At 72.3% G+C, this 14774-nt stretch carries 12 protein-coding genes and 1 pseudogene; 5 read left to right on the forward strand and 8 right to left on the reverse strand.

What is annotated here, in order from left to right; all coding sequences use genetic code 11:
- Positions 1–19: 19 nt before the first annotated feature.
- The 6 genes from N4G66_RS33825 to N4G66_RS33850 form a co-directional block, all read right to left on the reverse strand.
- Positions 20–1459: a lysine N(6)-hydroxylase/L-ornithine N(5)-oxygenase family protein gene (locus tag N4G66_RS33825; RefSeq protein WP_261708103.1), complete on the reverse strand. Its 1440-nt coding sequence runs from the start codon at positions 1457–1459 to the stop codon at positions 20–22.
- Positions 1456–2817 carry a pyridoxal phosphate-dependent decarboxylase family protein gene (locus N4G66_RS33830; RefSeq protein ID WP_261708104.1) on the reverse strand — a complete coding sequence of 454 codons (1362 nt, stop codon included), beginning with the start codon at positions 2815–2817 and terminating at the stop codon, positions 1456–1458. Before N4G66_RS33830 ends, N4G66_RS33825 begins: the two co-directional genes overlap by 4 nt.
- Positions 2818–3102: 285 nt before the next feature.
- The gene (pepN, locus tag N4G66_RS33835; RefSeq protein ID WP_261708105.1) at positions 3103–5595 is read right to left on the reverse strand and encodes an aminopeptidase N; all 2493 of its coding nucleotides are present in this window, start codon (positions 5593–5595) and stop codon (positions 3103–3105) included.
- Positions 5596–5834: 239 nt separating this feature from the next.
- Entirely contained in the window at positions 5835–6455 is a 621-nt protein-coding gene (locus tag N4G66_RS33840; protein WP_261708106.1) for a response regulator, read from the reverse strand.
- Between the two features lie 192 nt (positions 6456–6647).
- Positions 6648–6992 carry a chorismate mutase gene (locus N4G66_RS33845; protein ID WP_261708107.1) on the reverse strand — a complete coding sequence of 115 codons (345 nt, stop codon included), beginning with the start codon at positions 6990–6992 and terminating at the stop codon, positions 6648–6650.
- Positions 6993–7523: 531 nt separating this feature from the next.
- Positions 7524–8306 carry a S1 family peptidase gene (locus N4G66_RS33850; protein WP_261708108.1) on the reverse strand — a complete coding sequence of 261 codons (783 nt, stop codon included), beginning with the start codon at positions 8304–8306 and terminating at the stop codon, positions 7524–7526.
- Positions 8307–8527: 221 nt separating this feature from the next.
- Between N4G66_RS33850 and N4G66_RS33855 the strand changes: the two genes are divergently transcribed.
- Together N4G66_RS33855 and N4G66_RS33860 are read left to right on the forward strand one after the other, a co-directional pair.
- Positions 8528–9421, forward strand: a complete 894-nt coding sequence (locus N4G66_RS33855) for a hypothetical protein (RefSeq protein WP_261708109.1) — start codon at positions 8528–8530, stop codon at positions 9419–9421.
- Positions 9422–9533: 112 nt separating this feature from the next.
- The gene (locus N4G66_RS33860; RefSeq protein ID WP_261708110.1) at positions 9534–10280 is read left to right on the forward strand and encodes an ankyrin repeat domain-containing protein; all 747 of its coding nucleotides are present in this window, start codon (positions 9534–9536) and stop codon (positions 10278–10280) included.
- Between the two features lie 262 nt (positions 10281–10542).
- Here the strand turns inward: N4G66_RS33860 and N4G66_RS33865 are convergent, their stop codons facing one another.
- Together N4G66_RS33865 and N4G66_RS33870 are read right to left on the reverse strand one after the other, a co-directional pair.
- Complete coding sequence (locus N4G66_RS33865) at positions 10543–11457, reverse strand: SDR family oxidoreductase (protein ID WP_261708111.1); 915 nt, start codon at positions 11455–11457, stop codon at positions 10543–10545.
- Positions 11454–12209 carry an SDR family oxidoreductase gene (locus tag N4G66_RS33870; RefSeq protein WP_261708156.1) on the reverse strand — a complete coding sequence of 252 codons (756 nt, stop codon included), beginning with the start codon at positions 12207–12209 and terminating at the stop codon, positions 11454–11456. Before N4G66_RS33870 ends, N4G66_RS33865 begins: the two co-directional genes overlap by 4 nt.
- 122 nt (positions 12210–12331) lie before the next feature.
- Between N4G66_RS33870 and N4G66_RS33875 the strand changes: the two genes are divergently transcribed.
- The 3 genes and pseudogenes from N4G66_RS33875 to N4G66_RS33885 all read left to right on the forward strand — a co-directional run.
- The gene (locus tag N4G66_RS33875) at positions 12332–13084 is read left to right on the forward strand and encodes an enoyl-CoA hydratase family protein (protein WP_261708112.1); all 753 of its coding nucleotides are present in this window, start codon (positions 12332–12334) and stop codon (positions 13082–13084) included.
- Positions 13081–13947 carry a CoA transferase subunit A gene (locus tag N4G66_RS33880; RefSeq protein ID WP_261708113.1) on the forward strand — a complete coding sequence of 289 codons (867 nt, stop codon included), beginning with the start codon at positions 13081–13083 and terminating at the stop codon, positions 13945–13947. The genes N4G66_RS33875 and N4G66_RS33880 overlap by 4 nt, the downstream gene beginning before the upstream one ends.
- A pseudogene (locus N4G66_RS33885) lies at positions 13944–14666 on the forward strand (CoA-transferase subunit beta); the annotation flags it as partial. The gene N4G66_RS33880 and the pseudogene N4G66_RS33885, both read left to right, overlap by 4 nt.
- Positions 14667–14774: the final 108 nt, after the last annotated feature.

Consider the following 14774-nt stretch of genomic DNA (forward strand, 5'->3'; position numbering starts at 1 on the left):
GCCCTCTCCCGCTGGTTCTTCATCTCCCCTCGACCAGGGGGATCAGGGGAACGAGGGGGGTGAGGGTCCGGGTTTCCTGGCGGGCGGCCGGGACGCGGGGGGTCTGTTCCAGGCCGAAGGTGGTGAAGGCGGTTCTGCCGGGGAGGGGGTAGGGGTCTTTGCCGGTGAGGGAGTTGAGGATGGTGGCGCTGCGCCAGGCGGCGAGGCCCAGGTCGGGGGCGCCGACGCCGTGGGTGTGGAGTTCGGCGTTCTGGACGTAGACGCGGCCGGTGACGGCGGGGTCGAGGATCAGGCGGAACTGGTTGTCGATGTCGGGGCGTTCGGCGTTGTCGCGGCGCAGGTAGGGGTCGAGTCCGGCGAGGAGCGGGGCGATGGGTCGCTCGCGGTAGCCGGTGGCGAGGACGACGGCGTTGGTGGTGAGGCGGGAGCGGGTGCCCTGCTGGCCGTGTTCGAGATGGAGTTCGATCTTGGTGGTGGCGATGCGTCCGGCGGTGCGGACGGTGACGGCGGGGGTGAGGACGGCGTCGGGCCAGCCGCCGTGCAGGGTGCGGCGGTAGAGCTCGTCGTGGATGGCGGCGATGGTGTCGGCGTCGATGCCTTTGTGGAGTTGCCATTGGGCGGCGACGAGCCGGTCGCGGACGGGTTCGGTGAGGGCGTGGAAGTAGCGGGTGTAGTCGGGGGTGAAGTGTTCGAGGCCGAGTTTGGAGTACTCCATGGGTGCGAACGCTTCGGTGCGGGCGAGCCAGTGGATCTTTTCTTTTCCGGTGGGGCGGTTGCGCAGGAGGTCGAGGAAGACTTCGGCGCCGGACTGGCCCGCGCCGATGACGGTGATGTGTTCGGCGGTGAGGAACTGGTCGCGGTGTTTGAGGTAGTCGGCGGCGTGGATGACGGGCACGCCGGGGGCTTCCACGAGTGGTTTGAGCGGTTCGGGGATGTGGGGGGCGGTGCCGACGCCGAGGACGATGTTGCGGGTGTAGGAGCGGCCGGGGGCTTGGGCTTCGCCGTTGGTGTCGAGCCGGCTGTAGTCGACTTCGAAGAGGTCGTGTTCGGGGCTCCAGCGGACGGCGTCGACCTGGTGGGCGAAGCGGAGTCCGGGGAGGTTGTCGGCGACCCAGCGGCAGTAGGCGTCGTATTCGGCGCGCTGGATGTGGAACCGCTCGGCGAAGTAGAAGGGGAAGAGGCGGTCGCGGTCCTTGAGGTAGTTGAGGAAGGACCAGGGGCTTGTGGGGTCGGCGAGGGTCACCAGGTCGGCGAGGAAGGGGACTTGGAGGGTGGCGCCGTCGATGAGCAGGCCGGGGTGCCAGTCGAAGCCGGAGCGCTGTTCGTAGAAGACGGTGTCGAGTTCGGTGAGGGGGTGGGTGAGGGCGGCGAGGGAGAGGTTGAAGGGGCCGATGCCGATGCCGACCAGGTCGCGGGGTGTTTCGGCGGCGGGGCGCTGGGGGTGGGGTGTCGGTCTCATCGGGGGGTGTGTCCTTCCACCAGTTTCAGGAGCGTGGCCAGGTCGCCCGGCCGGGTGTGGGGGTTGAGGAGGGTGGCTTTGAGCCAGCGGCGGCCGTCGAGGGTGGCGCGGCCGAGGACGGCGCGTCCTTCGTTCAGGAGGGTGCGGCGTACGGCGGCGACGGTGTCGTCGGTGGCGCCGGTGGGCCGGAACAGGACGGTGCTGATGGCCGGGCGGTCGTAGAGCTCGAAGCCGGGGTGGGCGGCGATGAGGTCGGCGAGTTCGTGGGCGTGGGCGCAGACCTGGTCGACGAGTGCGCCGATGCCGTGCCGTCCGAGGGTTTTGAGGGTGACGGCGATCTTGAGGATGTCGGGGCGGCGGGTGGTGCGCAGGGAGCGGCCGAGCAGGTCGGGGAGGCCTGCTTCGGTGTCGTCGTCGGCGTTGAGGTATTCGGCGCGGTGTCCGAGTGGGGTGAGGTCGGCGGGTTCGCGTACGGCGAGTACTCCGGCGGCGACGGGCTGCCAGCCGAGTTTGTGCAGGTCGAGGGTGACGGTGTCGGCGCGGGCGAGTCCGTCGAGTTCGGTGCGGTGCCGGTCGCTGAAGAGGAGACCTCCGCCGTAGGCGGCGTCGATGTGGAGGCGGGCGCCGTGGGTGGCGCAGAGGTCGGCGATGTCGGGCAGTGGGTCGATGAGTCCGGCGTCGGTGGTGCCGGCGGTGGCGGCGACGAGGAGGGGGCCGCGCAGGTCGGTGAGGGCGCTGTCGAGGGCGGCGGGGTCGAGGGTGCCGGCGGGTGCGGGGACGACGACGGGTTCGGGGAGGCCGAGGAGCCAGGTGGCGCGGTGGAGGGAGTGGTGGGCGCCTGCTCCGCAGACGAGTTGGACGCCGCTGTGGGTCTCGCGGGCGAGGAGGAGGGCGAGTTGGTTGGACTCGGTGCCGCCGGTGGTGATGAGGGCGTCGCCTCGGGCGCCGTAGACCTCGTGGGCGAGGGCCTGGGTGACGAGTGTTTCGAGTTCTGAGGCGGCGGGGGCCTGGTCCCAGGAGTCGAGGGAGGGGTTGAGGGCGGAGGCGGCGAGGTCTGCGGCGGTGGCGACGGCGAGGGGTGGGCAGTGCAGGTGGGCGGCGCACAGGGGGTCGGCGGGGTCGGCGGCGCCTTCGGCGAGGGCGCGTACGAGGGTGTGCAGGGCGTCGGCGCTGCCGTGCTGGGGCAGGGGGTCGCCGAGGGCGGCGCGCAGGCGGCTGGCGACGTGTTCGGGTCCTCCGGCGGGGAGGGGTCCTCCGCGTGCGGCGGTGCCTTCGGCGAGTGCGTGCAGGACGGTGTCGAGCAATGGCCGCAGCGCGTCGGGGCCTTCGGGACCTGAGGCGAGGGGCGGCGTGCTCATGGGTGTCCTCCGGTGGACGCGCGGCGGGGTCGTTCCCGGCGTGTACGCGTTTTGGGCAGGTGCGCCCGCCAAGGACAACGATTCGGCCCCGGCGGGGGTACTGCCGTACGGAGGAAATGTGTGGGGGGGGCGGTCACCGGTACCCCGTCGCACGGTCGTTCGGGGCGGTTGGGCCTGAACGGCCGTGTACGCGAACGCCGGTGAGCTGAGGATCGGTCTCACCGGCGTTCACGGATCGCGGTCCGGAGCGGGGCTCCGGGGACGGCAGGGGGCGGAGCCCTGTGTTTAGGCCTGCCTCACCCGCAACGCCCGTGCGAGGTCGTCGAGTTGGTCGGCGAGTTTGCGGCGCAGCGCCGGGATGGGGTCGGCGTCGCGGAGGCAGGTCTCGCCGAGGGCGAGGGTGTCGGGGGCGACGGCGCAGGCGGGGAAGGCCCAGCGGCCGGCGGCTTCGGCGATGGCGGGGCCGCGCCGCTCGGCGACGGCCACGGCGTCGGGCCAGTAGCGCTCGACGTACTCGCGGACGAGGTCGGTCTGTTCGGGCTGCCAGAAGCCCTGGGCGGTGGCGGTGAACAGGTAGTTGGAGAGTTCGTCGGTGGCGAACATCGCTTCCCAGGCGGCGCGTTTGGCCTGCGGGTCGGGCAGTGCGGCGCGGCAGCGGGCGGCGCCTTCCTGGCCGGTGGCGCTGGGGTCCTGGACGAGTTCGGCGTCGATCACGGCGTCGTCGACGGCGCCGAGGACGGAGAGCCGGCCGAGGATGCGCCAGCGCAGTTCGGGGTCGAGTTCGGGGCCGCCGGGGACGGTGCCCTCGGAGAACCAGGCGCTGATGGTGTCGGGGTGGGCGGCGACGTCGATGAGGTGGCGTACGGCGGTCAGGCGCAGGCCGGGGTGGGAGCCGTCCTCGGTGCGGCGGATGAGGTCGCGGCACAGGTCGGTGAGGATGGCGAGGGCGGTGGGCCGATGTTCGGGGCGCAGGTACCGGTCGGCGACGTGGGCGGTCGCGAAGGACAGGATGCCCTGGACGAGGGCGAGGTCGGTCTCGTGCGGCAGGTGGGCGCGGGCGGCCTCGATGTAGGCCATGGCGGGCAGTTCGCCGTCGCGTACGGCGTCGCGCAGGGCGTTCCAGACGACGGCCCGGGTGAGGGGGTCGGGGAGGCCGGAGAGGGCGGCTCGTACGGTCTGGAAGGACTTGGGGTCGAAGCGGACCTTGGCGTAGGTGAGGTCGCCGTCGTTGAGGAGGAGCAGGTCGGGGCGGCGGCCCGGGCGGGGCCCGGCGGAGTCGCCCTGGGGAACGTCGAGTTCGAAGCGGTCGCGCAGGACCAGCCGGTCGCCCTCGCCCGGGACGGTGTCGTAGGCGCCGACGGCGATGCGGTGGGGGCGGCTGCCCTCGCGGTCGACGGTGAGGTGCCACTGGCCGGCGGCTTCGGTGATCTCGGGCCTGAGGGTGTCGACGCCGGTGGTGCGCAGCCAGGCGTCGGCCCAGGCGTGCACGTCGCGTTCGGTGGCGGAGGCGAGGTTGTCGATGAAGTCGGCGAGGGTGGCGTTGGCGAACTTGTGGCGGGCGAAGTGGGTGTTGATGCCGGCGAGGAAGTCCTTCTCGCCGAGCCAGGCCACGAGTTGGCGCAGTGCGGAGGCACCCTTGGCGTAGGAGATGCCGTCGAAGTTGAGCATGGCGGACGCGGTGTCGGGGACCGAGTCGGGGTGGGGGGCGACGGGGTGGGTGGAGGGGCGCTGGTCGGCGTCGTAGCCCCAGGACTTGCGGGCGACGCCGAAGTCGACCCAGGTGTCGGTGAAGCGGGTGGCTTCGGTGAGGGTCTGGTAGCCCATGTACTCGGCGAAGGACTCGTTGAGCCAGATGTCGTCCCACCAGCGCAGGGTGACGAGGTCGCCGAACCACATGTGGGCCATTTCGTGGGCGATCACCATGGCGCGGGTCTGCCGCTCGGTGTCGGTGACGGCGGAGCGGTAGATGAACTCGTCGCGGAAGGTGACGAGGCCGGGGTTCTCCATGGCGCCGGCGTTGAATTCGGGGACGAACGCCTGGTCGTAGGAGTCGAAGGGGTAGGGCTCGTCGAACTTCTCGTGGTAGCGGTCGAAGCAGGCGCGGGTGACGTCGAGGATCTCCTCGGCGTCGGCGTCCAGGTACGGGGCGAGGGAGCGGCGGCAGTGGAGGCCGAAGGGGAGGCCGCGGTGCTCGGTGCGTACGGAGTGCCAGGGGCCGGCGGCGACGGCGACGAGGTAGGTGGAGATCAGCGGGGTGGGGGCGGCCTTCCAGTGGCCGTCGCCGAGGTGTTCGGTGATGCCGTTGGCGAGGACGGTCCAGCCTTCGGGGGCGGTGACGGAGAGCTCGAAGACGGACTTGAGGTCGGGCTGGTCGAAGGCGGCGAAGACGCGCTGGACGTCTTCCATGAACAGCTGGGTGTAGAGGTAGGTCTCGCCGTCGGTGGGGTCGGTGAAGCGGTGCATGCCCTCCCCGGTGCGGGAGTAGCGCATGGCGGCGTCGACGCGCAGTTCGTGCTCGCCGGCGGTGAGGCCCTTGAGGGGCAGCCGGTTCTCGTCGAGGGTCTCGGGGTCGAGGGGCCGGCCGTCGAGGGTGACGGAGCGCAGTTCGGCGGGCTTCAGCTCGACGAAGGTGTCCGCGTCGGCACGGGTGGTGAACCGGATGACGGTCAGGGAGTCGAAGGTCTCGTCCCCTCCGGTCAGGTCGAGTTCGATCCCGTAGTGGTGGACGTCGAGGAGCCTGGCACGGGTCTGCGCTTCGTCGCGCGTCAGTACGGACATGGGAACATGCTGCCCGATGCCGCAGGCAGGACACAGGCGTGGTCCGGTATATGCGCATTGTCGCCACCCGGTCACGGGCCGCTGTTACGGCGTGCGGCCCTGTTCCAGTCGGCCGCTGCCCCGCGAGGCGTGCCGGTCGTCGGTCGTCGGACGACGGGTGCCGGTTCTCGCGGTTCCCACGGGGCTCGTGGGGTTCATGGTTCCCGCTGACCTCGTGGGGCTCGTGGTTTCCGCTGGGCTCATGGGGCCCGCTGGGCTCGTGGGGGTCCGCTGGGCTCGTGGGGCCCGCGCGGGTCCTCCACGGACTCCTGCAGGTCCTCTCCCGGCCCGTGCGGTTCCTCCCGCGGCGGGCGTGGGTCCTGCCCGGGGCGGCGTCGGCCGGGGATGCGTCCGTCGGGGTGCGCGAGGGCGGGGGCGGGGGTGTGTTCCTTGACGAGTGCGCGCAGTTCGCGCAGCTCGGCTTCGAGGGCCTGGTGGCGGCGCTGGGCCTCGTACAGGTAGCGGACCTTGGTGCGCAGGGCCCAGGGGTCGACCGGTTTCATGAGGAGGTCGGCGACGCCGAGGCCGAAGGCGGTGGCGGTGAGTCCGGCGTCCGGGCCGAAGCCGGTGAGCAGGATAACGGGGATGTGCTGGGTCTGCTCCAGGCGCCGCAGGTAGCGGACGACGTCGAGGCCGCTCACGCCGGGCATGCGCACGTCGAGGAGGAGCAGGGCGACCTGGCCGCGCAGGACTTCCTTGAGCGCCTCGTCGCCGCCGGTGGCCCGCACGACCCGGTAGCCGAGCGGGGCCAGGACGCTCTCGAGCGCGTACAGGGTGTCTTCGTGGTCGTCGACGATGAGGATCTTGGCATCCGACGGCATGGCCCGACGTCCCCTCGTTTGGGCATACCAGCTTATGCCCGTACGGACGCGCGACGCGGGCCCGTGGTGGTGGCGGAAGTGTCGCCGTCGAGGACGGGCGTGGCGTTCTCGACGGCGCCCACGGGCGTTGTGTGGCGGGCATGAAGTGTGCGGGAGTGCACAGCGCAGGATGCCCGCTGCGGGCCCCCGGTGTCACTCCCCCGGGTCGGCCGTACCGGTTCCCGCGTCGTCCGCGATGCGCTCGTGGTGCCGAATGACCTCGGCGATGATGAAATTCAGCAGTTTTTCGGCGAAGGCCGGATCCAGCTTGGCGCTCTCGGCGAGGCGGCGGAGCCGGGCGATCTGGTGGGCCTCGCGGGAGGGGTCGGCCGGCGGCAGCTGGTGGGCGGCTTTGAGGTGGCCGACCTGCTGGGTGCACTTGAAGCGCTCGGCGAGCATGTGGACGACGGCGGCGTCGATGTTGTCGATGCTGTCGCGCAGCCGGGCGAGTTCCGTGCTGACGGCGGGATCGACTTCCTGGGGCGTGCTGGTGCTCATGACATCCAACCCTACGTGGCTCGCGCGGGCCCGATCATGGGCGGCGCCGCCCGGCGGGAACACGGCGCCGCCGACACGGTGAACTCGTAGGATCACGCGGCCGGTTCGGCGACCGTCGGCGGTTCCGCTCGGGCGAGCCGACTCGTCTGCGCGCCCTGACCGACGGCGGTGGTCCAGGCGTACGGCCGCCTTGCCTTCTCGCACTGACGCCCCCAGCCGGGCGGGCCTCCGGTGGAGGGTCCCTACGGCCGTGGACCTCCGCTCCCCACAGGTTCCCGCGGGCCGCCACGGGTTCCGGGGCCCGCCCGGGGTCCCGCAGGCCCGCCACGGGCCGTCCACGTCCTCCTGGCGCGGTACCGCGTCGTACCCCGCGGCGGTCGCCCGCGACCGGGGTCGCGGGCGCCGCTGGTGCCGGCACTGGTGGTGCCGGCACTGGTGGTGCTGGTGCCGGTGCCGGTGCTGGTGGTGCCGGTGCTGCCGGTGCTGCCGGTGCTGCCGGTGCTGCCGGTGCTGCCGGTGCTGCCGGCAAGGTCACAGGCCGGCGGCCACCCTGGCTATGTCGGCGGCGAAGGTCGAGACCTCGCTGTACACGCCGGGGTATCCGGGCTCCGCGCAGCCCTGGCCCCAGCTGACGATCCCGACCTGGATGTAGGCGCCCGTGTCGTCCTTGCGGAACATGGGCCCGCCGGAGTCGCCCTGGCAGGTGTCGACGCCGCCCTGGGCGACGAATCCGGCGCAGATCTCGTCGCTGGGGACGAGATCACTGCCGTACGCCTGCCCGCAGGTGGCGTCGTCGACGAAGGGAACGGTGGCCTTGAGCAGGTAGCGCTGCTGTCCGCCGCCCTCGCGGGTGGCGCCCCAGCCGGCGACGGTGAAGTCGCCGTTGTTGTAGGCGGTGTTGGTGGCGATCTTCAGGGTGGGCTGCTCGATGGGCTTGGCGAGTTTGATGAGGGCCCAGTCCTTGCCCTTGCCGTTGTAGCCGGGCGCCTGGAGCACCTTGGTCGACTTGACCTTGACGGCGCTGCCGCTCTGCAGGTCCACGACACCGGCGGTGGCGGTGATGGAGGTGTTGGTGCCCGAGCCGTTCACGCAGTGCGCGGCGGTCAGGACGATGCTCTTGGTGTAGAGGGCGCCGCCGCAGCCCATGGAGAGGCGGACCATGAACGGGAACTCGCCCTGGGCGGCACGTGTTCCGCCGACGACGGGTGCGGGTGCGGCGTGCGCGGACAGCGGCTGGAGGGACACGGCGGCGAGCGCGACCGCGCCGACGGCGAGCAGTCTTCTGATGACGCCGAGCTTCTTGAGAGACTTCAACGCGCTTCCTTTCGTGGGGGGTTGTCCGCAGGGCAGGCGCACAGGAAACGCCTCATGGCATGCTCCTGCCAAGCTGGTGCGGATTATGGGGACCGGCCGCCGTACCGGGCAAGAAGCGCATTCCGGCCAGCCGCCGTCCCGACCCGCCTCCGCACCCCCGCCACCGGAGGGAACCCCGCTTACAGTGGAGAGGAGTTCCGGCGTCTTCTGGGGGTGCGGGCGTGGCGAACGGCGGACCCGTCGAGCACGGCTACCCGCATCTGGACACGGTGCGGGCGTCGATCACCGCGCTCTACAAGCGGCTCTCGTACGACACCATCCACACGTTCGCGACCAGCGTGGCGCCCGCCGACGTGGCCTTCGCCGACATCGACGACCTGCATCTGGGCGCCCAGCGGGTGGCCCGCGAGATGGTGCGGCACTACCGGCTGCCGGACGCCCGGATGATCGTCGGCTTCCGCGAGATGACCCACGCGGCGCACGTCGAACTCGCCGCGGGACCCGAGTACTTCATCGAGCTCAACGACCGCTTCCGCACCCATCGCAGGGACATCGGCGCCGCCCTCGCCCACGAGGTGATGCACGTCTATCTGCACCGCCTCGACCTCTCGTTCCCCGGCACCCGCGACAACGAGATCCTCACCGACACGGCCGCCGCCTACCTCGGCACGGGCTGGCTCCTCCTCGACGCCTACCGCGAGGACGCCGCGTCCTCGCAGAAGCTCGGTTATCTGACCCCCGAGGAGTTCGGTTACGTCCTCGCCAAGCGCGCCCTGGTCTTCGGCGAGGACCCCTCGGTGTGGTTCACCAGCCCGCAGGCGTACAGCGCGTACACGAAGGGCATGGCGCAGGCCCGCCGCGACGAGCAGCAGCCCCCGCTGACCGCGGCGGGCTGGGCGGGCCGCCGCCGCTATGCCAGGGACCGCCGCCACGCGCAGGACCACCACACCCCCGACCACTCCGGCGTCCCCTACGCCTTCGCGCCCGAAGACCGCGGCCCGCTGCGCGTCTCCTTCCCGTGCCCGACCTGCCACCAGCGCATCAGGGTGCCGGTACGCGGCCGGGTTCGGGCGCGGTGCGCGCTGTGCCGGACGGTGCTGGAGTGCGACACGTGAGGGACGAACCGTGGGCGGTACGGGGGAAGAGCTGACGCCCACGGGGTGCGGGTGAGGCAGAACACCCCAAAAGTCTTTGCCTCGCGGGTCGGTGGCGAGCGAGGGTCGAAGGATGAGCGCGAACGACCCGACCGCACGACTCTTCCCCGCCCTGTACGAGGGGGACGAGGACGCGGTCGTACGGCTGCTGCGCGCGGGAGTGAGCGCCGAGGCGGTCGACGAGGACGGCCAGAGCGCCCTGTACCTGGCGGCGGTGAGCGACCGGCCCGGCATCGTACGGCTGCTGCTGGCCGGTGGCGCCGAGCCCGACCGCCTCAGCCTGGGCACGGACGCTCCCCTGTGCGGTGCGGCCTGCGGTGGTCACACGGAGGTGGTCCGCGCCCTGCTCGCGGCCGGGGCGAACCCGGACACGGTGGAGGCGTTCGGTTTCACCGCCCTGACCTGGGCGCTGCGGCGGGGCCACACCGCGGTGGCGGAGGCGCTCCTCATGGCGGGCGCGGCCCCGGACCGGCCCGGACCGGCGGGCGAGCCCCCGCTGGTGACGGCCGCGCACCGGGGATCCGTCGGCTGTGTACGGGCCCTGCTCGCGCACGGGGCGGGCGCGCGGGGCGAGGCGCTGGCGGAGGCCCGCCGTCTGCTCGGCGTCGGCATCGAGGTCGAACTCCGGGGGAGCCTGGCCCGCACGCACGGCCCCGGCCATCCGTCGGTCACCCACCGTCACCCCTCACCCGAGGGCACGACCATCGAGGTCCAGCTCCTCGATGCCCAGGGACGGCCTTTCGCCGGCGACGACCTCCAGACCGGCCACGCGGAGATCGTCACCCTGCTGAAAGCGAGCACGACACGCCCCGGACGCTGAACATCCGGGGATCCAGGTGCGGTAGGGCACCACGGGCACCAGTTCCTGGACGGGATGCGCCGAGTCCTCACCGAGGTCCCTCGACCACCCCGGGGTCCCACCTCAGTCCCAGTGGGTCCGTCGGCCACCCGGGAGTCCCCGCTCCGTCCCAGTGGGGCCGTCGAACACCCCGGAGTCCCCGCTCCGTCCCAGTGGAGGCCACTTCCGCGGGAATCCCCGCCGCCGGGCCGGCGGGGCACCAGGGCGGGACAGGCCGAGCCTCCTACCGTGCGCCGTACACCGCCCCCGGAGTCTCCGCCTCCGTCAGGAGCTTCCGGGCCGTCTCACCGGCCTCCGCCGGGGTCCACCGGGCCCCCTTGTCGGCGCTCGGGCCCGGCCGCCAGCCCTCCATCACGGTGATCCGGCCGCCCTCGGTCTCGAAGACGCGGCCGGTGACCCCGGCGGACGCGGCCGACCCGAGCCAGACGACCAGCGGCGAGACATTGCCGGGGGCCATGGCGTCGAATCCGCTGCCGGGAGCGGACATGGTGTCGGCGAAGGTCCGCTCGGTCATCCGGGTGCGGGCGGCCGGGGCGATGGCGTTGACCTGGACGCCGTAGGGGCCCATCTCGGCCGCCGCGACCAGCGTCAGAGCGACGATGCCGGCCTTGGCGGCGCTGTAGTTGCCCTGCCCGACGGACCCCAGCAGGCCCGCTCCGCTACTGGTGTTGACGACTCTGGCGTCGGGCGCGCGGCCCGCCTTCGCCTCCGCCCGCCAGTGCGCCGCCGCCTGCCTGAGCGGCAGGAAGTGTCCCTTCAGGTGGACTCGCATGACGGCGTCCCAGGCGTCCTCTTCGAGGTTGACCAGCATCCGGTCGCGCAGGAACCCGGCGTTGTTGACCAGTGTGTCGAGCCGGCCGTACGTCTCCAGGGCGGTGCGGACGAGGGACGCGGCGCCCTCGGTCGTCGCGATGTCGCCGCCGTGGGCCACCGCTTCGCCGCCCGCCGCGCGGATCTCCTCCGCCACTCGCCGGGCCGGGCTGTCCGGTCCTGGGCTGCCGTCGAGGCCGACGCCGAGGTCGTTCACCACGAGCCGGGCGCCCTCGGCGGCGTACGCGAGCGCGTGCGCCCTGCCGAGCCCGCGGCCCGCACCCGTGACGATCACGACCCGCCCCTCACACAGCAATCGTGCGCTCATCCCACTTCTCCCTGCCGGTCCTTGTTGGCGGTGGCGGCGTCGAGGAAGGCGGGCCGCTCGCCGCCTCCGTGGACGAGGATCGAGGCGCCGCTGATGTACGCGGCGGCGTCCGAGGCGAGGAACACGGCGGCGGCGCCGACGTCGGACGGCCGGGCGAGGCGGCCGAGGGGGACGGTGCGGGCGACGGCGGCGACGCCGTCCTCGCCGCCGTAGTGCAGATGGGCCAGTTCGGTGCGGACCATGCCGACGACCAGGGTGTTGACCCGGATCTCCGGTGCCCATTCGACGGCCATCGAGCGGGCCAGGTTCTCCAGTCCGGCCTTGGCCGCGCCGTAGGCCGCCGAACCGGGCGAGGGGCGCGACCCGCTCACGCTGCCGATCATCACGATCGAGCCCCGGGCCCGCCTGAGATGTTCGTACGCGGCGATCGACGCGGTGAGCGGGACGGTGAGGTTGAGCTCGATCACCCGGGCATGCCGCTCGGCGTCCGCCTCGGCGAGGGGCCGGTAGGGGGCGCCGCCCGCGTTGTTGACCAGGACGTCGAGCCGGGGCAGGGCGTCGAAGAAGGCCCGCACGGCGGCCGGGTCGCGCAGGTCGACGGGGACGAAGTCGGCGCCTTCGAGGGGGACTTCGGGCGGTCGGCGGGCGCAGACCACGACGTGTGCGCCCGCCCGCGCGAAGGCCCGTGCGATACCCGCCCCGACTCCTCGGGTGCCGCCGGTGACGACGGCGGTCCGGCCGCCGAGGTCCACGGCGGCGCCTTCGCGGTCCTCGGTGTCCACGTTGTCCACAGGGGCCTCCCGCGCGGCCGCGATCGCTGCTAGCTTCGCATCACACCTAACAAACGTTTGGTGGAAAGGTAGCTGATGTGCCCATGGGTGTCTCCACCTCGTCCCCGGAAAAGGGGATTTCCGTCGTCACGGTCGACTACCCGCCGGTGAACGCGCTGCCGGTGCGGGGCTGGTTCGACCTCGCCGACGCCGTGCGCGCGGCGGGCAGCGACCCCGGGATCCGCTGCGTCGTCCTCGGAGCCGAGGGGCGCGGGTTCAACGCGGGCGTCGACATCAAGGAAATGCAGCGCGACACCACGGGTCACGGCGCGCTGATCGGTGCCAACCGCGGCTGCGCGGAGGCCTTCGCTGCGGTGTACGAGTGCGAGGTGCCCGTCGTCGCGGCCGTGCACGGCTTCTGCCTGGGCGGCGGCATAGGGCTCGTGGGGAACGCGGACGCGATCGTGGCGAGCGAGGACGCCACCTTCGGCCTGCCCGAGCTGGACCGCGGCGCGCTCGGCGCGGCCACACATCTGGCCCGGCTCGTCCCCCAGCACCTGATGCGCGCCCTGTACTACACCTCGCGCACGGCGACCGCGGCCGAGCTGCACACGCACGGCTCGGTGTGGCGGGTCGTACCGCGCGAGGAACTCCGGGCGGCCGCACTGGAGCTGGCTCGCGAGATAGCGGCCAAGGACGGGCATCTCATCCGGCTCGCCAAGGCCGCCATCAACGGCATCGACCCCGTCGACGTGCGCCGCAGCTACCGCTTCGAGCAGGGCTTCACCTTCGAGGCCAATCTCGCCGGAGTGGCCGACCGCGTCCGTGACACCTTCGGCAAGGAGGCCCCCCGGTGAGCGACAAGACCATGTCGGCGCGGGACGTCGTCGGCCGGCTGGAGAGCGGGATGACCCTCGGCATCGGCGGCTGGGGCTCGCGCCGCAAACCGATGGCCCTGGTGAGAGCGCTGCTCCGAACCGAGATCACCGATCTCACCGTCGTCGCGTACGGCGGCCCGGACGTCGGGCTGCTCGCCGCAGCCGGACGGATCCGCACCCTCGTCACCGCCTTCGCGACGCTCGACTCCGTCCCGCTGGAACCGCACTACCGGGCGGCCCGCGAGCGCGGGGCGTTCGAGCTGACAGAGGTGGACGAGGCGATGTTCATGTGGGGACTGCACGCGGCGGCGAACCGGCTGCCGTTCCTCCCGGTGCGGGCGGGGCTCGGCTCGGACGTGATGCGGGTCAACCCGGGGCTGCGGACGGTCACTTCGCCGTATCCCGACCCGGCCTCGGGGATACGGGAGGAGCTCGTCGCGATGCCCGCGCTGCGCCTGGACGCCGCCCTGGTCCACATGAACAGGGCGGACCGCCTGGGCAACGGCCAGTACCTGGGCCCGGACCCGTACTTCGACGACCTGTTCTGCGAGGCCGCGGACACGGCGTACGTCTCCTGCGAGCGGATCGTCGACACGGCGGAGCTGACCAAGGAGGCCGCGCCGCAGACCCTGCTGCTCCAGCGGTCGCACGTGACGGGCGTGGTGGAGACACCGAACGGCGCACACTTCACCTCGTGCGTCCCGGACTACGGGCGGGACGAGGCCTTCCAGAAGCTGTACGCGACCACGCCGTACGCCGAGTTCGCCGAGCGGTTCCTCGGCGGCGACGAACTCGCCTACCAGAGCGCCGTCCAGGCCTGGCGGAAGGAGCGGGACCAGTGAGCGCCGGTCGAGCCGAGTACTGCGTGATCGCCTGTGCCGAGGCATGGCGGGACAACGGCGAGGTGCTCGCCAGCCCCATGGGCCTGATCCCCTCCATCGGCGCCCGGCTGGCCCGGCACACCTTCTCGCCCGATCTGCTGCTGACCGACGGCGAGGCGCTGCTCGTCGGCCTCGACGGCACCCCGGAGGGCTGGCTGCCGTACCGCAGACATCTGACGGCGGTGACCGGCGGGCGGCGGCACGTGATGATGGGCGCGAGCCAGATCGACCGCTTCGGCAACCAGAACATCTCGTGCGTCGGCGACTGGTCCCGGCCCCGGCGCCAACTGCTGGGCGTGCGCGGCGCCCCGGTCAACACCCTGAACAATCCGACCAGTTACTGGATCCCGAAGCATTCCCGACGCGTCTTCGTGGAGCGGGTCGACATGGTGTGCGGGGTGGGGTACGACCGGGCCGCCACCGCGGGCCCGAGCGCCACCCGTTTCCATCGCCTCCCCCGGGTGGTGACCGACCTCGCCGTCCTCGACTTCGCGACGCCCGACCACTCGATGCGGCTGGTGTCCGTGCACCCGGGTGTCACCGCCGAACAGGTCAGGGAGGCGACGGGGTTCGAGCTGGCGATCCCGGACGAGGTGCCGTTCACCCGTGAACCGACCCCGGAGGAGCTGGAGTTGATCCGCGCGGTGATCGACCCGAAGGGTCTGCGGAACCGGGAGGTGCCCGATCCGGAGAGCACCGCGCGGGACCGGGACATACCCGGCGGGGGCAGCGGCGCACAGAACCCGGAGACACCTGCCCGGCCCGGCGCGGCCGGCGGAGGAGACCGG

Origin of the sequence: Streptomyces rhizosphaerihabitans (assembly GCF_025399795.1) — a bacterium.
Lineage (GTDB): Bacteria > Actinomycetota > Actinomycetes > Streptomycetales > Streptomycetaceae > Streptomyces > Streptomyces rhizosphaerihabitans.